This is a genomic window from Streptococcus hongkongensis (assembly GCF_053206145.1).
On the sequence record NZ_JBRUGD010000004.1, the window covers coordinates 63,326 to 81,883 of the forward strand.

Genomic DNA, 18,558 nt, shown 5'->3' on the forward strand with positions numbered 1-18,558 from the left:
TAGAATAAATTCTTATTCCCTCTTTTGCTCGTAAGGTGAGCCAACCTTCTAACTTACTTGATTCAGTTAGAAAGATAGAAAATGATAATGATATTTACTAGGGAATGCAGAGCTCTCATCATTCTCTACTTGCTGTACTTATGGTAAATAACATTGTGTTTTTCTTATTCTTCAATATTTAATTTAAAAGTTTGTGTTTCATTAAGATTAATAGCTGGTTCACTTGGTTCGCTGTTGAAATGATCAAGATTTGCGTTTTCCAATTCTTTATTACTTTCATCTACACGACGCTGTAATTCTTCCATTTCTTCAGGAGTGAATTGGCGTGTTGCATCAAATGATGAGCTATCTTCTGATTCAGGAATTTCCTCATCCAAAACTTCTTTAACAACTTCTTTAAATGCTGCATCTGAATTTTGAAGATAAATTGCTGTTGGTTGTAATAACTCATCCCACTCAGGTGAACTAGCTAAGTTCAATTGTGCTTCAATAGAAGAAATGAGACGTTGGTGGAAGACACGTGTTTGACGTTTCAATTCTTCCGTTTCAACAGCTACACGTTTTGCTTCATCTGTCGCATCACGTAACATTTGATTTGATTTAGCTTTTGATTCATCCAATAAATGTTGAGCATCATAGTTAGCTTTACTAACAAGATTTGAAGCTTCAGAATTAGCCGAAGCTTTCACCTTCTCAGCTGTTTCTTGTGCTAAAATAACTGATTGGCTCAAAGATTCTTTCATTTCGTCAAAGTAAGAAAGCTTCTCTTCCAAGCTTTTAATTTTTGCTTCCTGTTCACGATTTTTTTTCACAAGTGCTTCGTAATCGTCAACAAGAATATCTAAAAATTCATTTACTTCTTCTTCGCTATATCCACGAAATTTTGTTTTAAACGTTTTATCTTTAATTTCAAGTGCTGTAAGTGCCATTATTTCTCCTTATTTACGTATCGTTTTACTGATTGTTAATTTAAACTTTCCATTTTTACTTAAACCATTTTCTGATGAAATTTTGAATCGTCCATACCCTCTAACGCTTACCATATCATCTACAGAAAGGTTATCTGATATTTTAATGACTTTTCGATAATTAACTTTCACTTTTTCAGACTCAATCAATCTGATGGCTTGACTTCGAGAAAGTTTTAAGACAGAAGCAATTAAGCGATCAACTCTTAAACTTGATACCATTAGCTCAATTTGTGACATATCAGCAGATGATATGATTAGCTGACTAATTGGTATTTCTTTAAGTATCACACTAGCTTTAGCTATTCTAGAAATATTTCCCAAAAAGTAATTGCGTAAATGATGACAGATCATTAGTTGGGCATAACCGCCTTCAACAAGAATATCACCAATTAGTTCTCTTTTAATCCCTAATTCATTAATTAGGGTGCCAAGAATCTGCGCATGCGTCAATTGATTGAATTTTGAATTGTAATTAATTTCAAGTAATGTTATTTCAAAATCTTCCTTTTTGAAGTGATAATAAGCGGGCGCTATTATCACTCTTCCGTATTCTGTTCCATAATAATCGTTGGAACTATATACTAATAACTCTGTTGAAGTTACTAAGGATTTTAAAATATCAATTTGTCGTGGATTTAAAAAATCAGTGACATGTATGACATAATTATTTTCAACTCGAACAATCAATTCGTTTACTTTATCAATAAAGGAATAATCATCTGGGTGAAAATGCTGGTATCTATCCTTAACATTAACCATCATATAAAAATTTGAATAAGAATTCTACTCAAAAAGTTTAAAGCTAGAATAACAACCAATATTGTAAAGTCCATCCCAGCAAATTGCAAAGGGAAACTTCTAAAAGGTTTAATAAGTGGTTCAACTAATTGACGAACCCATCTCCCAAATCTTGTATGATAGGCACCTGGAAACCATGATAGTAAGGCATAGGCAACTAACAAATAGGTATAGAGTCTTATGATGTTAAGTAAAATATATAATATAAATCCCATAAATTAACGTCTCTTCATATCAAAATCATATCCAAAATCTTGATTACTATTAGGGATATTCATATCTTCAATATTAACAGATACATTTGACGGGGTCAATAAATACATTGAAGAGCCAACTTTTTGTAAGGTTCCATAAAGAACTTTGCTAGCGCCATCAATGAAATCAAGACAACGTCTCGCCTGTGCATCCAACATAAATTGAAAATCAATCAATACACATTCATTTTCTATAAGAAGATCAACGATTTCTTGCGCATCTTCATATCTTTTGGGATATTTTAATGCAATCGTTGTTTGACCTTGACTTGAGTTTGCCTGAATTTGTTGTTGACTATTGTGTGTTGGTATGGCAGACTGGTATGAATTATGAGTTGCTTTTCTTTCAGTATTTTCTGTCATTTGACTTCTTGATTGGCTTGGAAAACCAGTAGTGTATTGATTACTAGATCGTGAACTACTTGGCTGTTGAACTGGTCTTGAAGTTGGTTGACTAGGTCTAGCTTGTTGTAACGGTTGACTAGGACGACTTGGCTGTTGTGGTTTTTCTTGATCTGCAACAGCTTGAACCTGTTCGTCACCTTCTACTTCACTGACTTCATCAGTATCAAAATAAGAAATCATCTTATTGAATGTATCTTTAAATGCCATATATTTCTCCATTTACTTAAAGAAAGAGGAGCCTATCCTTATAAATGTTGCACCTTCTTGAATCGCAATCCTATAATCACCACTCATTCCTATGCTTAATTCTGTGAAAGGCATATTCTTTCTATTTTCTGACTTAAGTGTCTTTCTTAATTGGTTAGCTTGATGAAAAATCTCTCTTATCGTTTCTTCACTTGCTCCAAGTGGCGCCATTGTCATTAGCCCTACTAATTGAACCTTGTCAAGTTGACTGATGTTTTCAATTATTTGTGGAATCTCAGAAATGGAAAAGCCGTGTTTACTTTCTTCTCCAGAAATATTTACTTGTAAGAAACATTTAATTGGATGATCTGCTCTTTTTTGTATTTCTTCAGCCAAGCTGACAGAATCTAAAGCATGAAAATAATCGACTAAATTAATAACAGACTTTACTTTACGACGTTGAAGACTTCCAATCAAATGCCATGTCAGTTTCTTTTCTTTTAGGGCTTCATACTTATCTAAAAATTTGTCTACTCTATTTTCAGCAATATGTGATAAGCCTGTATCCATTAAAGCACTTGCAACTTCTGAATCAACGTATTTGGTTACAGCAATCACATGCACATCTTCTGGATTACGATGAGCTTTGATTGAAGCTGTTCTAACATCCTCTAAAACTTGGTCTCTATTTTTTTGTAAGTCCATATGTTTAACGATTTTTAAAGAATGGTGGTGTTTCTAATTCATCATCTTCTGATTCATCATTTGCTGAGAATCTTGACATATTCAATTGATTATCAAGTTCACTTTCACTTGGTTTTGCGATATTGTCACGTCGCAAATCCCAATTTCCAAAAGCAGACCCTTGATTCATTTGTTTTTCTTTTGTGAAACTCCTTGGCATATCACGTGTTTCTGCCATGTCAAAATCAAAGCTTGATTGACGTTCGAAACTTGGTTGACTAGGCTGATGAGTTTGCTCTGAAGCATATTGTGCACCAGCTTGTTGTGCATTTGGTGCTGAATTTGAAGCTGCATGGTTAAAAGTACGAGGTTGACGGAAACCTGAAACTTTATCAGCCTTATCTTGACGAACACCTGTCGCAACAACTGTTACGCGGATTTCATCTTTCATGCTGTCATCAATTGATGTTCCTAACCAAATATTAACACCATTACCTGCAGCTTGTCCAACAATTTCTGAAGCTTCTTCTGCTTCAGTAAGTGTCATATCAAGTCCACCTGTAACGTTAACAATAACATCTTCTGCACCATCAATTGTTGTTTCAAGTAATGGTGAATAGATCGCTTTACGAGCAGCCTCAATAATACGTTCTTCACCTGAACCAACACCAATACCCATAAGGGCATTTCCTTTGTTTGCCATAACTGTTTTAACATCGGCAAAGTCAAGGTTAATTAAGCCTGGACTTGTAATTAAATCAGTGATCCCTTGGACACCTTGACGTAAAACATTGTCTGCTTCACTAAGTGCTTCAAGAAGTGGTGTCTTTTTATCAACAATTTCAAGTAAGTTATTATTTGAGATGATGAGTAGGGTATCTACTTGATCACGTAATTCTTGGATACCTTCAATTGCAAAGTTACCACGTTTGTTTCCTTCGAAACCAAATGGGCGAGTAACCACAGCAACAGTTAGGGCACCCAATCCTTTAGCAATACGAGCAATGACTGGTGCAGCACCTGTACCAGATCCACCACCCATACCTGCAGTAATGAAAACCATATCTGAACCTGATAATGCTTCAGAAAGTGTTTCTTCGCTTTCTTCTGCAGCTTTACGACCAACTTCTGGTTGACCTCCAGCACCTAAACCACGAGTGAGCTTAGGACCAAGTTGAATTACTGTTTCAGCTTTTGATGAACTTAAAGCTTGAATATCAGTATTAGCAGCAATGAATTCAACACCAGCAACACCTTCATCAATCATACGATTAATAGCGTTACCACCGCCTCCACCAACACCGATTACTTTAATTACTGCACCTTGCATAGATGCTGTATCGAATGAAAATGCCATTTTATTTCCTCACTTTTATTACTATCTTTTAATCAAACATACTTCCAAAAATACCACGAACACGGTCACCTAATTTTTGTTTAGGTTCAGTAGGCTCTTGCTGAGCATATTCTACTGGAGCGGCCGGTTGTTGATTGTAGTTTGGTGTTTGTGTTGTCGGTCTTGATTCATTGAAATTAGGAACGAAATTATCTCGTCCAGCAAAATCAACAGGTTTACGTCTAAGTAATTCTTCACCTGAGACCGCATTTTGTGCTAAAACGTCAACTTCCGACATTTTGCCAACATACTCAACAAGACTTATAACATTTGCAAACATTGGGTTTCTAATGCCTACTTGATTTGGAACATGTAATTTAACATTTGTTCCCAAGATTTCTTGAGCCACTTCCACGACACCTGGCATAATTGCACCGCCACCTACTAAGACAATACCACCTGGTAAATCAAGTAGTCGTCCACGTTCTAAATCTTGTTTGACGCGATCTAAAATGTGGCGAATTCTAGCAGAAACTATTTCTGATAAATAACGTTCTGTCACTTCTACAGGCTCATCACTACCAACAACATCAACTTTTACAGTTTCAGTGACACTAGCTTCTTCAACATTAGCTTGCCCAAAATTAAATTTCAAAGCTTCTGCAATTGACATTGACGTTTTTAGCACTTTTGAAATATCCTTAGTGATGTAATCTCCACCTTCAGTATAGATATTCGTATAATTCAATTCTTGTGCACGCATCGTTGCAACAGTTGTTTGACCGCCCCCCATATCAATTACAGTAGCACCAAACTCACGTTCACCCTCATTTAGCACTGACTTAGCCATTGCTAAAGGTGTAATGATGATATTTTCAACTGAAATACCCGCACGTTCAACTGTCTTACGAAGGTTATGCAAAATGGTACTTGGTCCAGTGTAAATGAGTCCACGCATTTCTAAACGTATCCCCATCATACCACGTGGATCACGGATTCCTTGAAAACCATCCACAATAAACTCTTCGGGTACTAATGAAATGACTTCACGTTCTGGAGTAATGCTTTTAGTGAGGGCTGATTTTACTACACTGTCAACATCTTCATCTTTTATTTCTTTCGATTCACTTGGAACCGGAATCATCCCTTGTGATGGCTCTATTTGAAGAAGATTTGCTGGCAAACCAACATTAATCTTTTCAATTGTCATACCAGCTTTTTCTTCAGCTTGCTCAACTGCTGCTTTAATCGCTTCTGCAGCTGCTTCAATATCAATAATTATTCCATCTTTTACGCCTGTACTAGGGACATTGCTAACTCCAATAACATTCATTTCGCCAGAAATAAATTCTGCGACAAGTACTTTAATTGAGCTAGTTCCTATATCCAAACCAGTAAAAAAGCCATTTCTAGCCATTCACTTGACCTCACTATCTTTCCAAACTTTTACTATTCTAAAATCTGCTAAAAACAGAATTATTCAGTAAATATTATAACATAAAAAAGCGTAGAATGTTATCATTTTACGCTTTTTGTTATATAAACTTAATCTTTTTTGTCAATTTAATTTCACAAGATAAATGCTGACAGTTTAAGTTAAATTTTCCTTATTGGCCAACTTGTGTGTCAGCAAGAGCTGGTGCACTTGAGGTTGCAGTCGTTTGAGACTGAGATGTCGCCTCGGTACTTGTATCTGAAGTTGAACTTGCTGTTGCATCTGTTGAACTATTTGCTGTAGCCGAATCCGTGTTTGATTGCGTTGATTCTTTCTTATCTGACTTATTGTCAGCTTCAACTTTTTGAACAGGTTGAGCTTCAATTTCAGTAGTGGTTGAATACAAGCCAACTTCCATATCAATAATTGATTTTTCTTTTAGATTTTTCTTAATTTTTAAGTAATATGGCATCTTGATTTCAAGTTGGGATTGAGGTACTCTGATGGTATTCCCATCATGCATTTCAAGCACAAGCAAATCTTGCGTTGTTTTTGAATTTGCTAACGAAACTGATTTGATATCTTTGACCAATTTACTAGGTAAGTGTGTTAATTGTTTTACTAAATCTTGAATTGCATTTTCATCTGTTAAATTGATGATCAAATATTCCTTCGGTAGTTGACTTTCTTTAATAACTTTAACACGTGCACCATTTTCTAAGATAGGTTGAAAACCATCAGCTTCCTGAGCATATGCAATAATCTGATGTTCTTTAACCTCAAAGGTAAAGTGATTAAATGGCTTATATGTAATAGCCACTTCCTTAACCCATGGATTTGATTGATAAATATTTGATTCAAATTTAGAAGCTGATTTAATGACTGTGAAAATATAATCTGAATCGCGAATATCACTTTGTTTAATCAGAGTCGCCAAACTAGTATGATTATTTCCTTTAGCTGAAAAATCTTTCATTTTACTGTAGGGGGTCAGTAAGAAAATAGAAATTGCCAGAATTATAAAACTAACGAATAGAACTGGGAGGGCTTTTGTCAAAGCAAGTTGCCGTTTTGTTTTTGGTTTTTTTTCTTTTGGTTCTTTCTTTTTCTTCTCTTCTCTAACGTGGCTCTCTTCAATAATCTCTTCTAATTCAGATATAGTCTCTTCCGAGTTACTTTCTAACTCTTTTTCAGCTTGAAGAAGTTGCTCTTTTTTTTCTATGCGTAATTTTTCTTTTAAAATTTCATCCTCTTTGGCTTGTTGCTTCTTCTTTTCAATAAATTCAAGATTCCGTTTCTGCCACTCAGTTAAGACAACTGGCTCATTTGGAGTAGTTTTTTTATTTTTAGCCATTTATTTTCCTTTAGTTTTTTGCTCCATATCTTTAACTAATAAATCGAAAAAGATCTCTGGAGATTTTATTTCTTTGGCGCCAGTCATAGCCTGAATATAAAGGTCAGAATCAGTTACTAATTGAGTAATCTCTGCTTCTAAATTACTGACAGTTAGCTGATTTTCTTGAAGCTGTCTAGAATAATGGTGGTTTTCAAAATATGCTGCATTCTCCAATTGATCTCCACGTGACACTTCTTTACCTAGCGGAACAATAAGATGTAACTTCTTCATTGCTAACAGTTCAAAAATCGTATTTGATCCGCCTCTAGTTACAACCACATCTGCTAATTGCATTAACGGTTGATAGAGGTCAGTAACATAATCTATGCGATAGCAATTCTTTCCCAAATAATTTAATTCAGAATGACCAGTAATATTGATAACATTGAATTTTTCCATAAACTCAGGATGTTGGGTGATGAAGTCATTGAAAACTTTTGCACCAGCTGACCCGCCAACAAAGAGAATCGTTTTTAGAGTCGGATCAAACTGTTCTTTGATGGCTTGGATTTCAGGCAAAGTTTGAATAGGTTCTGAACTAACTTTAGTGACAGCCCCGATATGTTTCATTTTGGCATGAGGATGGTTCTGGGCAAAAGTTGTATACATAATTGTTGCAAATTTCAAAGCAATTTTATTGGCAAGTCCCATTGATAAATCTGATTCATGAACGTAGACTGGAACACCCAATATTTTTGAAGCAATAACTGGTGGCACTGAAACAAAACCACCTTTTGAAAAGAGTGCTTGTGGACGAACTTTTGCAGTAATAATTAGGGATTGAACTAACCCGAAACCAACCTTAAAGACATCTAAAAGATTTTGCCACGAAAAATAACGACGTAATTTCCCCGTCATTATACCATGGAAAGTCACATCAAGTTGTGATTTTATAATTTCTTGGTACTCAATTCCATTTTTGTCACCAATATAATGAACTTCCCAACCATCCTTAAGAAATTTTGGAATCAAAATTAAATTTAAGGTTACATGCCCAACTGTTCCACCACCTGTGAAAAGTATACGTTTTGCCATCAGGCATCTCCTTTAATCTGATCAAAAGCACGAATAAATTCATCACCTCGTGTCTCGAAACTCTTATACATATCCCAACTTGCATTAGCTGGACTAAGTAAAATAACATCACCTTGGCTTGCTTCTTTGTAGGCAATGGCTGTCGCTTCTGCTACATCTTTTGCCTCAAGGTAAGTAACAGCTGCTTTATCAGCTGCTCTTTTCATCTTTTCAGCCGACTGACCAATCACAATTAGTTTTTTTAAACCAATGATATCCGAGACTAAGTCATCAAATTCATTGCCTCTATCTAATCCACCTGCTATCAGGATTACACTAGAATTGTCAAAACCTGATAAAGCTTTTTGACAAGCTAATATATTAGTAGATTTGCTATCATTATAGAATTTAACATGGTTAATTTGACCAAGGTATTGAAGACGATGCTTCACACCACCAAAGCTAGCTAAGGTTTCCTTAATACTGTTATTATCCACTCCAGATAGTTTAGCAACAGCAATGGTTGCTAAAGCATTTTCAACATTATGAAGTCCAGGGACACCGATTTGATCAGCATCCATAACATAGTCTCCTTTGAAGTAAAGCTTCTCACCTAGGCAATAAGCACCATCAACTTCTTTATGGCGAGAAAAAAAGATGACTGTTGACTTTGTTTTTGTCGCTAATTCAACTGATAACGCTTGATCAGCATTCAAAATTAAATAATCCGATGATGTCATATTCTTTTGAATATTCCATTTAGCTGCAACATAGTCTTCAAAACTACCATGATAATCAATATGAGTCGGTATGAGATTTGTGATTAAAGCAATATGTGGGTGAAACTGATCAATTCCCATTAATTGAAAAGAGGATAGTTCCATTGTTAAAGTATCTGTTGCTTTAGCAGTAACTGCAACTTCAGAAGCTGGGAAACCAATATTTCCAGAAAGAAGTCCTGACTGACCAGCATGATTCAAAACATCCGCAATCATGGTAGTAGTCGTAGTTTTACCATTTGAACCAGTAATAGCTACAATAGGAGCTTCAGAGATAAGATAAGCCAATTCGACTTCCGTCAAAACTGGAATTCCTTTTTCTTGCGCTCTCTTTACCATTGCATTCGAATAAGGAATACCTGGATTTTTAACCATCAAAGCAAAGTCTTCATCCAATAATTCAAGTGGGTGGCTGCCACAAATAACCTTGATCCCTTCCTCAAGTAATTCTTGAGCTGAAGGGTTCTCATCAAAGGCTTTTCCGTCATTGACTATTACAATGGCTCCAAGTTTAGACAATAGTTTAGCAGCAGCTTGACCAGACCGTGCTAATCCCAAAATTAATACTTTTTTATTTTGAAAATTTATAATTCTTTTCATTTTCTAACCCACTCTATCTTTTCGTTTCCTTACTATTTTACATTTATTTAATGGCTTTTTCAAGATTTTTAAGAATCGCAAAGTCCTGATCAGTATTTACGACTAGGCATTTGTCTTCTAAAAAAAGCCAAACCCCTGTGGGTCTGACCTTTAAATTACTTTTTAGGCATGTTTAAAATATCTTTCAATGAAAAATAAGCAAGCACTATCATCGCCAACGCTACAAATATCTCTGGTGGAGTTTGCATAATCCTAATAACACTCATACCAGCTAATACTAATAACAAGGCAATTAATGCAACTAAGCCGATCATTGAAATGGTGTTTCGAATACTATCAGGCGCCATAAAAAGATAATAAGAAATGATTAATATCGCAATAATTAAATAAAACAAAATTTCTCCTTTTACTCAGTATCTTTGTAAACGCAAAAAACTTTAAAACATTTCTGCTTTAAAAGCTTTTTACCGACAGCAGACAGCATCCTATTAATTATTATTCCGCTGATTTTCTCTTTTTGCTAGCTTTATCACGCGCAGCTTTATTTAAAATTTGTTTACGCAAACGGATTGATTCTGGTGTTACTTCCATGTATTCATCATCTGCCAAGAATTCAAGTGATTCTTCCAAGGTCAAAATACGTGGTGTTTTAATAACAGAAGTTTGATCTTTATTAGCAGAACGAACGTTTGTCATCTGTTTTGCAGTAGTGATATTAACACCAAGGTCATTTTCACGCGCATTTTCACCAACAATCATTCCTTCATAAACCTCTGTACCTGGATTAACAAAGATAGTACCACGTTCTTCAATACGCATGATTGAATAAGTTGTTGCTTTACCTTGATCAATAGATACAAGAGCACCTCGGTGACGACCACCAATTTCTCCACCTACAACAGGTAGGTATTGATCAAAAGTATGATTCATAATACCATAACCACGTGTCATAGATAAGAATTCCGTTGAGTAACCAATCAAGCCACGAGCTGGAATCAAGAAGATAAGACGTGTTTGACCATTTCCAACCATTTGCATATCTAACATATCACCTTTACGTTCAGAAAGTGATTGAATGATAGCACCTTGGTATTCTTCTGGTGTATCAATTTGTACACGTTCAAAAGGTTCACATTTAACACCGTCAACTTCTTTAATGATAACTTCTGGACGTGAAACTTGTAATTCATATCCTTCACGACGCATTGTTTCAATTAAGATTGATAAATGAAGCTCACCACGACCTGATACAGTCCATTTATCTGGTGAATCTGTTGGATCAATACGTAGTGACACGTCAGTTTGAAGTTCAGCTAATAGACGTTCTTCAATTTTACGAGATGTTACCCATTTTCCTTCACGACCAGCAAATGGTGAATTGTTGACTAAAAATGTCATTTGTAAGGTAGGTTCATCAATACGTAGAACAGGTAATGGTTCAACGGCATTAGTCGGAGTAATTGTCTCACCAACAAAAATGTCTTCCATACCAGAAACAGCAATCAAATCACCAGCTTTTGCTTCTTGGATTTCTCTTCTTTCAAGTCCAAAGAAACCAAATAACTTAGTAACGCGGAAATTTTTAGTTGTTCCATCTAATTTAGAAAGCGTAACACTGTCACCAACTTTAACAGTTCCACGAAAGACACGTCCGATACCAATTCGGCCTACGAAATCATTATAGTCTAAAAGTGAAACTTGGAATTGTAATGGCTCATCAGAGTTATCAATTGGCGCTGGAATGTGATCAATGATTGTATCAAAGATTGGTGCCATAGTGTGCTCTTGGTCTGCAGGATCATCTGACATTGATGATGTTCCATTAATTGCTGACGCATAAACAACAGGGAATTCTAATTGCTCATCATCTGCTCCTAATTCGATAAAGAGTTCTAAAACTTCATCAACGACTTCTGCTGGACGAGCTGATGGTTTATCAATTTTATTAATAACAACAATCGGAATTAAGTTTTGTTCCAAAGCTTTTTTCAAAACAAAACGTGTTTGAGGCATTGTTCCTTCATAAGAGTCAACAACAAGTACAACCCCATCAACCATTTTCATGATACGTTCAACTTCACCACCAAAGTCCGCGTGTCCTGGTGTGTCCATAATGTTAATACGTGTATCGTTATAGGCAACAGCTGTATTTTTGGCAAGGATTGTAATACCACGTTCTTTTTCAAGATCGTTAGAGTCCATTGCACGTTCTTGAAGTTCTTTACGTTCATCAAGTGTATGTGATTGTTTCAATAGTTCATCAACTAATGTTGTTTTTCCGTGGTCAACGTGGGCAATGATAGCAACGTTACGGATATCTTCTCTGAATTGTGTCATTTTTTCCTCTTGTAGCTCTTAATTATTTTTTAACTTATCAAGTATAGCACTTTGAATAAAAAAAGTCACGCATCTTTATATCCTGATTGTCAAGTAAATGTTTTCAAAACAGGATTTGATTCTTACATGAAAAGTTTATGGGATCACTCCACAAGAAAAAAGTTTGATAGGCTATCAAACTTTTATTTAGCTTCTTTTACTTTTCCATCCCAATAATCAATGCCATCTTTTAAAACATAGAGATCGCTAAACCCTGCTTTTCTTAACTTTCTTACCGCACTAGGAACAAGTGTTGAACGGACAGTTTCATATATTAGAATTGGTTTATCTTTACGCAAAGCTTTTGTGGCACCCTCAAATTGTTGTGCTGGAAAATTACGTGCCCCAATGATGTGCTTTTTTCTAAATGACACTGGGTCTCGTAAGTCAATGACTTGGCTATAATGCATCATTTCTTTGAATTCTTGATTGGTAATCTGCTTTGCCATTCTCTTAAAGGTAAAATAATTCCAAGCGAAATAGATAGCAATTGCTACAATAAGAATCCATAAAATAATTGTAAGTGTCGACATCTTTTTCTCCTATTTATTTTCAAATTTTCTAGCTAGGCTAGCAGCCCCAATAATTCCAGCATCATTCCCTAGTGCTGCAATCTTAATTTTTGTAGATTGCCGTACTTGTGGGAAGGTGAAGCTAATAAAATATTTTTCAATTCGCGAGCGTAAAAACTCACCTGCAGCAGATACCCCACCACCAATTACAACTGAATCAGGGTTTAAGATATTTGACATATTTGCGGAAGCTAAGCCTAAGTAGAATGAGACTTTTTCAACAACTGAATCTGCAAAAGAATCACCATTTTGCGCTGCTTCAAAAATATCTTTACTTGTAACTGATTCACCATTGTCAATCGTTTCCTTGATATGTGAGTTACCTTCATAACTTTCTGCAAGAAGTCGAGCAACCTTAACGACGCCCGTTGCTGATGCAACTGTTTCTAAACACCCCTGACTCCCACAAGTACAGGCAAAGCCATTTTCAGGTTCAACTATCATATGACCAATTTCACCACCGGCACCAGCAACACCATGGATAAGATTACCATCAGCAATAATCCCACCGCCAACACCTGTTCCAAGTGTCATAAAAATGACATCTGGATTGTTGTCACCAGCACCTACCCAACGTTCACCTAATGCTGCAACATTGGCATCATTGTCAATAGCAACTGGTATTCCCACTTCTGCTTCAATCACAGAACCAACTTCTTGGGTATTCTTCCAGTTCAGATTGAAGGCTCCAGTTACCGTATTTTTTTCACGATCAACAGCGCCAGGAGAACCCATACCAATGCCAAGAAAATCGTCTTTGGTTAACCCATACAAGTCTAGACGATGCTTAATTGATGCCACAATGTCTGGCACAATATGCTTTCCTTCATCTAAAACATTTGTTTCAATTGCCCACTTTTCTTGAATATGACCATCTAGTGTTAGAACACCAAATTTTACCGTTGTGCCGCCTAAATCAATCCCCAATAATTTTTGAGCCATTTTTCTTACCTTCTTTTTCCAATTCTAATCTATGCTCTTGTCTCAGTACCAATTCTGCCTTGATATAATCTTCCTTTTCGATTAACCCATTTTCATAGAGTTTTCCAAGTTCAATTTTCATCATTTCGATATCGTAAAGTCTTTTTCCAAGATAGATATAAATACCAAATTTTTTCAACAATTGTTGCACATCATATAATGTTTTCATACATCTAGATTTTAGCAAAATAAAGAAAGAATTTCAAGATAATTATGCAATCGCTTTCCACCTTTACATTATTTTCCAAAAAAATAGATTCTTTTACGAATAACTAAGTATGACAACTTTTCTTATTCATTTCTATTTCCTTATTTTTTCTTGTATCTTGAGTTATTTTGATTTAAAAAGCTATTCCTATCCACTCTGGATCTGGTTTGCTTTCACCATTTTATTTTTACCTCTAGGGTCAGTCAACTCACTTTTCTTCCTTCTTCTTTCTCTTGCCTTGCTTAGTAGTCTATTAAGTATTCCAATTGGTGCTGGTGATTTTATCTATCTAGCCAGTCTTTCACTTTTCTATTCTTTACAAGACATCCTCTGGATTATTCAAATTGGATCTTTTTTAGGCATTTTCTTAGCCATGACTTGTCGGACAAATCGTTTACCATTCATACCATTTCTAACTATAGGTCTTTTTGTAATTTCAAGCCTCTAAAAAAGACTGAGCACTGTGCCCAGACTTCTTATTCAGATTAAACTGTTGGTGTGGTTTCCATCATACCCGCTTGTAATTGATACATTTTATGGTAGCTACCTTTTTGGGCTAGTAAAGTTTCATGACTACCACTTTCAATAATTTTTCCTTTATTAAGGACATAGATACAATTGGCATCCTGAATTGTTGAAAGACGATGGGCAATAGCTATTGTTGTCCGCCCCTTACGCATTTTTTCTAAGGAATGCTGAACAATTTGCTCAGTTGCCGAATCAATATTGGCTGTTGCTTCATCTAAAATCAAAATTTTAGGTTTACTGGCAACCGTTCTAGCAAAGGCTAAGAGTTGGCGTTGACCAGTTGAAAAACTTGATCCACGCTCGGTAACTTTAGCATCATATCCATCAGGTAATTTTTGAATGAACTGGTCGGCATCAACAAATTCAGCTGCAGCTAAGACTTCTTCTTCACTAAGGTCTTGATACATCTTAATATTCGAAGCAATCGTTCCATGATATAAGAAAGGATCTTGTAAGACTAGCCCAATAGCCTGACGTAATGATTTTTGACTAAATTGACGAATATCCTTTCCATCTAACAAAACTTGGCCAGATTGGAACTCATAAAATCTCATAAAAACATTGATAATTGATGATTTACCAGACCCTGTTGAACCAACAAAGGCAATTGTTTCACCCTTATTAACTTTGAATGAGATATCATCGAGAATTTTATTCTTCCCATCGTATGAAAAGGAAACATTGCGAAATTCGATATTTCCGTCGGTGACTTCAAAGCCATTATCATCCTGAGTTGGTTCATATCCGTTCTCGTCGATCAACTTGAAGACACGGCCTGCCGATACCATAGAAGTCTGAAGGGTTGAAAAGTTTTGAGTTACTTCAATCAAAGGGTCAAAAAGGCGATTAATATACTGAATAAAGGCATACATTAAACCTGCCGTTAAACCACCTTTTAAGCCATTGAAACCAAAATAAGCCATTAGGACAGCGTATGCAAGCAACTTGAGCAAGGACATAGCTGGTCTTAAAAAGATACTATCTAAGGCTACTGATTTGTTAGCATAGAGAACATGTTCTTCATTGATTGCTTCAAATTCAGCTTTCAGGCGGTCCTCTTGACCAAAGGCCTGGATAATGCGAATCCCTTCGATACTTTCAGCAAGTTTGGCATTAATATCACTCAATAAACTTCTTGTTTTAGCTATAACTTGAACCGATCTTTTACGATAGATATTGACTAGAATAAAAATAAAAGGTAAGAAAATTAAGACGATACCTGTTAATTTGGCATCCAACATTAACATGGTATAGAGTGTTACGCTAAAGATAAAGATTGCTGAAATGAAACTTGAAAGGATTCCTGAGAACATATCACTGATTGCTTCTGTATCATTGGTGATGCGTGAAACGATTGAACCTGACGGCGTTTTATCAAAATAAGACATGCCAAGTTTTTCCATATTAGCAAAAACATCTCGTCGAATATCTCTGACAATTGAATAAGATACTTTAGCAAAAAATAGATTACCAAAATACTGAATCAAACTTTGCGTTACATATAAAGCATAGTAACCAATTAAAATGAAGAAAGCTTTATCATTGATATATGTTAAGAAATGATCAATAAAGTAGGACGCAACTAAGGGAATTAAACTTTTAATAACTGTCGTTAGTAAGAGTAAGCCCAAAGCTAGAGCAGTTAGGGATTTGTATGGTTTCAAATAGTTTAGGAGACGTTTGAAAACTTGCCATTGATTTGTCTTATACATTTTCTTCTGCCTCCATTTCCATTTGTTGTGATACATAAGTTTTAGCATACCAGCCATTTGCTTTAATTAAATCATCATGCTTACCACGCTCAATAATACGTCCATTTTTCATGACAAGGATAATATCTGCATGAACAATTGCACTGAGGCGGTGAGCAGTAATAATAGTTGTTTTATCTTGTCTGGTTTCTTTTAGGTTCTCAATGATAGCATGTTCCGTTTTGGCATCAACTGCTGACAAGGAATCATCTAGTATCAGGATTGGTGGGTTGAGAACCATAGCACGGCTCATTGCAATTCTTTGTTTTTGCCCACCAGAAAGTGAAACCCCTTTTTCACCAATGAGGGTCTCAAAGCCATTTGGCATATCAGTGATATCATCATAAACTTGAGATAATCGAGCCGCTTCTTCAATCTCGTCTCTTGGGATACTAGGGTCGCCAAAGCTAACATTCTCTAAGATAGTTGTTGCAAAGAGGAATTGGTCTTGTGGGACATAGCCGATTAAGCCTCTTAAATCTTTTAGACGATAGTCTTTTATGTTGTGGCCATTTAACATAATTTGACCATTTGTGACATCATATTCTCTGAGTAAGAGTTTAATTAAACTTGTTTTACCGGATCCAGTCTGACCAACCAGTCCTAGAGTTTGTCCTTTTTCTAAAGTAAAGTGAATATCATCTAAAGTTGGTTCATCTTCATATTGAAAATCATTGATGTCATAAACCAATGAACCATTAGCAATTGTTTCAAGTGGACTTGGACTATCCTGGACATCTGACTCTTCTGCCAACAATTTATCAATTCGGTCATAAGAGACTGAACCACGTTGAATCATATTAAATAAGAATCCAACTGCCATTAAAGGCCAGACTAACATATCTAGGTATGAGATAAAAGTTACTAGACTACCGATGGTTACTTGTCCTGCTTTAATCATGTAAGCTCCGACTAGTAATGTTAAGACATATGAAGCTCCTATAAATAACAAAACTAATGGATCAAACATAACATCGTAAGTCATTGTTTTAATGTTTTTACGGAAGGTTGCTTGGTTAATCTCTTGGAATGAGTGTAGCTCTTCAGTTTGATAGCCAAATGATTTTGTCACTTTAATGCCTGATACACTCTCTTGGACCTTGTTGTTAAGATCTGAGAAGGCTGCCTGTGACTCTCCAAAGGCTTTATGGGTCTTTCGACCAAGTCGACTGGTAGCGTAAGCCATTAATGGCAAAGGAAGAACTGCAATTAAGGTCATTTGCCACGAAATTGAGAAAAACATAGTAATTAAGGTGACAATGGCTGTGATTGAGGCATCAACTGCTGACATAACGCCTCCACCTGCTAAACGGGTTAAGGAATTGATATCATTGGTCGCATGGGCCATCAGGTCACCTGTCCTGTAACGTTGATAGAAGGAGGGGGACATCTTTGTGAAATGTTCAAAGAGGCGAAAACGCATGATTCTGCCGAGACGATAAGAAGTCCCAAAGATACAAATACGCCAGATATATCTTAAGACGTACATAGCTACTGCAGCCAGAACTAACCAGAGCAATTGCCACAGTAATTGACCTTTTGATAAATGACCATTTGTGATGCCATCGATAACATGGCCCATAATTTTAGGGGGAATTAAATTGAGTAAAGCCACTAAACTTAGGGTCAGTATTCCTATTAAATAGGGTTGCTTCTCTTGTCGGAAGAACCACCAGAGATTTTTGATTATGGACATAGGTCACCTTTCATGGGTAAAATTTTCAAATAGTTTAATTAATTGATTTTGCTTAAAAAGTTCTCCCTAGCTAGAGAGAACTTTATTATCTAACAAATTTCATTTTAACATAACGGTAGACAAAATAGGCAATCAAAGCACCTAAAGCATTTGTCCATATATCGTCAAGTTCAAATACACGATTGGCATCAATGGCTAAATCAAGCACTAACTGAGTAACTTCAATTGTTAAACTGATACAAAGCCCTAGCTTAAAACTATTTTTATAACCATGCCATCGATCAGTTAACAGATGAATCAATAGGACTAATGGAAAAAGCAGGGAAACATTCATCACATTTTGGATAGTAAACCAGAATGCTTCAAAGAGACTGACAGATTTGGTCAAACTGACAAGGGTATTAAATGGCACCAATAGTAATCGTAATCTACCCCACATAATAATATTAGGTGTATGAATACTATCAAATAGCTTGGGCTGTGGTGTAAAACACATGAGCGCTATGGCAATGGTATAACCTATTAAAGCAAGCCAAATCAGAGTTCGATGATGAAGTAGTTTTTTAAAACTTTTAGGCATAGACATTC

The 18,558-nt window shown here is 35.8% G+C and carries 18 protein-coding genes; all 18 read right to left on the minus strand.

Features of this window, described 5'->3' with window-relative positions; translation table 11 throughout:
- Window positions 1-164: 164 nt before the first annotated feature.
- Entirely contained in the window at window positions 165-929 is a 765-nt protein-coding gene (locus tag ACVRZD_RS03415; protein WP_037625941.1) for a DivIVA domain-containing protein, read from the minus strand.
- Between the two features lie 9 nt (window positions 930-938).
- A complete protein-coding gene (locus ACVRZD_RS03420) occupies window positions 939-1,730 on the minus strand; it encodes a YlmH family RNA-binding protein (protein ID WP_037626000.1) in 792 nt (263 codons plus the stop codon).
- The gene (locus ACVRZD_RS03425) at window positions 1,730-1,984 is read right to left on the minus strand and encodes a YggT family protein (protein WP_037625943.1); all 255 of its coding nucleotides are present in this window, start codon (window positions 1,982-1,984) and stop codon (window positions 1,730-1,732) included. The genes ACVRZD_RS03420 and ACVRZD_RS03425 overlap by 1 nt, the downstream gene beginning before the upstream one ends.
- A 3-nt stretch (window positions 1,985-1,987) precedes the next feature.
- Window positions 1,988-2,635 carry a cell division protein SepF gene (locus tag ACVRZD_RS03430; RefSeq protein WP_037625945.1) on the minus strand — a complete coding sequence of 216 codons (648 nt, stop codon included), beginning with the start codon at window positions 2,633-2,635 and terminating at the stop codon, window positions 1,988-1,990.
- Between the two features lie 12 nt (window positions 2,636-2,647).
- The gene (locus ACVRZD_RS03435) at window positions 2,648-3,319 is read right to left on the minus strand and encodes a YggS family pyridoxal phosphate-dependent enzyme (protein WP_447450269.1); all 672 of its coding nucleotides are present in this window, start codon (window positions 3,317-3,319) and stop codon (window positions 2,648-2,650) included.
- A 4-nt stretch (window positions 3,320-3,323) separates the two neighbouring features.
- Window positions 3,324-4,655 (minus strand): cell division protein FtsZ, encoded by a 1,332-nt coding sequence (gene ftsZ / locus ACVRZD_RS03440; RefSeq protein WP_447450270.1) that lies wholly within the window; start codon window positions 4,653-4,655, stop codon window positions 3,324-3,326.
- 28 nt (window positions 4,656-4,683) lie between these two features.
- Window positions 4,684-6,051 (minus strand): cell division protein FtsA, encoded by a 1,368-nt coding sequence (gene ftsA, locus ACVRZD_RS03445; RefSeq protein ID WP_037625948.1) that lies wholly within the window; start codon window positions 6,049-6,051, stop codon window positions 4,684-4,686.
- A 190-nt stretch (window positions 6,052-6,241) separates the two neighbouring features.
- Window positions 6,242-7,423 carry a cell division protein FtsQ/DivIB gene (locus ACVRZD_RS03450; protein WP_447450271.1) on the minus strand — a complete coding sequence of 394 codons (1,182 nt, stop codon included), beginning with the start codon at window positions 7,421-7,423 and terminating at the stop codon, window positions 6,242-6,244.
- Entirely contained in the window at window positions 7,424-8,500 is a 1,077-nt protein-coding gene (locus ACVRZD_RS03455; protein WP_037625949.1) for a UDP-N-acetylglucosamine--N-acetylmuramyl-(pentapeptide) pyrophosphoryl-undecaprenol N-acetylglucosamine transferase, read from the minus strand.
- Entirely contained in the window at window positions 8,500-9,858 is a 1,359-nt protein-coding gene (murD, locus tag ACVRZD_RS03460) for a UDP-N-acetylmuramoyl-L-alanine--D-glutamate ligase (protein ID WP_037625950.1), read from the minus strand. The genes ACVRZD_RS03455 and murD overlap by 1 nt, the downstream gene beginning before the upstream one ends.
- Window positions 9,859-10,013: 155 nt before the next feature.
- Window positions 10,014-10,253, minus strand: a complete 240-nt coding sequence (locus ACVRZD_RS03465) for a DUF3165 family protein (protein ID WP_037625952.1) — start codon at window positions 10,251-10,253, stop codon at window positions 10,014-10,016.
- Window positions 10,254-10,353: 100 nt separating this feature from the next.
- The gene (gene typA / locus ACVRZD_RS03470; protein WP_037625954.1) at window positions 10,354-12,195 is read right to left on the minus strand and encodes a translational GTPase TypA; all 1,842 of its coding nucleotides are present in this window, start codon (window positions 12,193-12,195) and stop codon (window positions 10,354-10,356) included.
- A gap of 182 nt (window positions 12,196-12,377) precedes the next feature.
- Complete coding sequence (locus ACVRZD_RS03475; RefSeq protein ID WP_037625956.1) at window positions 12,378-12,767, minus strand: rhodanese-like domain-containing protein; 390 nt, start codon at window positions 12,765-12,767, stop codon at window positions 12,378-12,380.
- Between the two features lie 9 nt (window positions 12,768-12,776).
- Window positions 12,777-13,748, minus strand: a complete 972-nt coding sequence (locus ACVRZD_RS03480; RefSeq protein WP_447450272.1) for an ROK family glucokinase — start codon at window positions 13,746-13,748, stop codon at window positions 12,777-12,779.
- On the minus strand, window positions 13,723-13,956 hold the full coding sequence (locus tag ACVRZD_RS03485) for a YqgQ family protein (RefSeq protein ID WP_037625958.1): 234 nt from the start codon (window positions 13,954-13,956) through the stop codon (window positions 13,723-13,725). The genes ACVRZD_RS03480 and ACVRZD_RS03485 overlap by 26 nt, the downstream gene beginning before the upstream one ends.
- A 524-nt stretch (window positions 13,957-14,480) precedes the next feature.
- Window positions 14,481-16,235 (minus strand): ABC transporter ATP-binding protein, encoded by a 1,755-nt coding sequence (locus ACVRZD_RS03490; RefSeq protein WP_037625960.1) that lies wholly within the window; start codon window positions 16,233-16,235, stop codon window positions 14,481-14,483.
- The gene (locus ACVRZD_RS03495) at window positions 16,228-17,970 is read right to left on the minus strand and encodes an ABC transporter ATP-binding protein (protein ID WP_037625962.1); all 1,743 of its coding nucleotides are present in this window, start codon (window positions 17,968-17,970) and stop codon (window positions 16,228-16,230) included. The genes ACVRZD_RS03490 and ACVRZD_RS03495 overlap by 8 nt, the downstream gene beginning before the upstream one ends.
- A gap of 85 nt (window positions 17,971-18,055) precedes the next feature.
- Entirely contained in the window at window positions 18,056-18,556 is a 501-nt protein-coding gene (locus ACVRZD_RS03500; protein ID WP_037625964.1) for a VanZ family protein, read from the minus strand.
- Window positions 18,557-18,558: the final 2 nt, after the last annotated feature.

What these genes read in the sequence shown, in the direction of transcription:
- ACVRZD_RS03415 (WP_037625941.1), bottom strand. Translation starts at nt 929, where the DNA reads ATGGCACTTACAGCACTTGAAATTAAAGATAAAACGTTTAAAACAAAA.
- ACVRZD_RS03420 (WP_037626000.1), bottom strand. Translation starts at nt 1,730, where the DNA reads ATGGTTAATGTTAAGGATAGATACCAGCATTTTCACCCAGATGATTAT.
- ACVRZD_RS03425 (WP_037625943.1), bottom strand. Translation starts at nt 1,984, where the DNA reads ATGGGATTTATATTATATATTTTACTTAACATCATAAGACTCTATACC.
- ACVRZD_RS03430 (WP_037625945.1), bottom strand. Translation starts at nt 2,635, where the DNA reads ATGGCATTTAAAGATACATTCAATAAGATGATTTCTTATTTTGATACT.
- ACVRZD_RS03435 (WP_447450269.1), bottom strand. Translation starts at nt 3,319, where the DNA reads ATGGACTTACAAAAAAATAGAGACCAAGTTTTAGAGGATGTTAGAACA.
- ftsZ (WP_447450270.1), bottom strand. Translation starts at nt 4,655, where the DNA reads ATGGCATTTTCATTCGATACAGCATCTATGCAAGGTGCAGTAATTAAA.
- ftsA (WP_037625948.1), bottom strand. Translation starts at nt 6,051, where the DNA reads ATGGCTAGAAATGGCTTTTTTACTGGTTTGGATATAGGAACTAGCTCA.
- ACVRZD_RS03450 (WP_447450271.1), bottom strand. Translation starts at nt 7,423, where the DNA reads ATGGCTAAAAATAAAAAAACTACTCCAAATGAGCCAGTTGTCTTAACT.
- ACVRZD_RS03455 (WP_037625949.1), bottom strand. Translation starts at nt 8,500, where the DNA reads ATGGCAAAACGTATACTTTTCACAGGTGGTGGAACAGTTGGGCATGTA.
- murD (WP_037625950.1), bottom strand. Translation starts at nt 9,858, where the DNA reads ATGAAAAGAATTATAAATTTTCAAAATAAAAAAGTATTAATTTTGGGA.
- typA (WP_037625954.1), bottom strand. Translation starts at nt 12,195, where the DNA reads ATGACACAATTCAGAGAAGATATCCGTAACGTTGCTATCATTGCCCAC.
- ACVRZD_RS03475 (WP_037625956.1), bottom strand. Translation starts at nt 12,767, where the DNA reads ATGTCGACACTTACAATTATTTTATGGATTCTTATTGTAGCAATTGCT.
- ACVRZD_RS03480 (WP_447450272.1), bottom strand. Translation starts at nt 13,748, where the DNA reads ATGGCTCAAAAATTATTGGGGATTGATTTAGGCGGCACAACGGTAAAA.
- ACVRZD_RS03485 (WP_037625958.1), bottom strand. Translation starts at nt 13,956, where the DNA reads ATGAAAACATTATATGATGTGCAACAATTGTTGAAAAAATTTGGTATT.
- ACVRZD_RS03490 (WP_037625960.1), bottom strand. Translation starts at nt 16,235, where the DNA reads ATGTATAAGACAAATCAATGGCAAGTTTTCAAACGTCTCCTAAACTAT.
- ACVRZD_RS03495 (WP_037625962.1), bottom strand. Translation starts at nt 17,970, where the DNA reads ATGTCCATAATCAAAAATCTCTGGTGGTTCTTCCGACAAGAGAAGCAA.
- ACVRZD_RS03500 (WP_037625964.1), bottom strand. Translation starts at nt 18,556, where the DNA reads ATGTCTATGCCTAAAAGTTTTAAAAAACTACTTCATCATCGAACTCTG.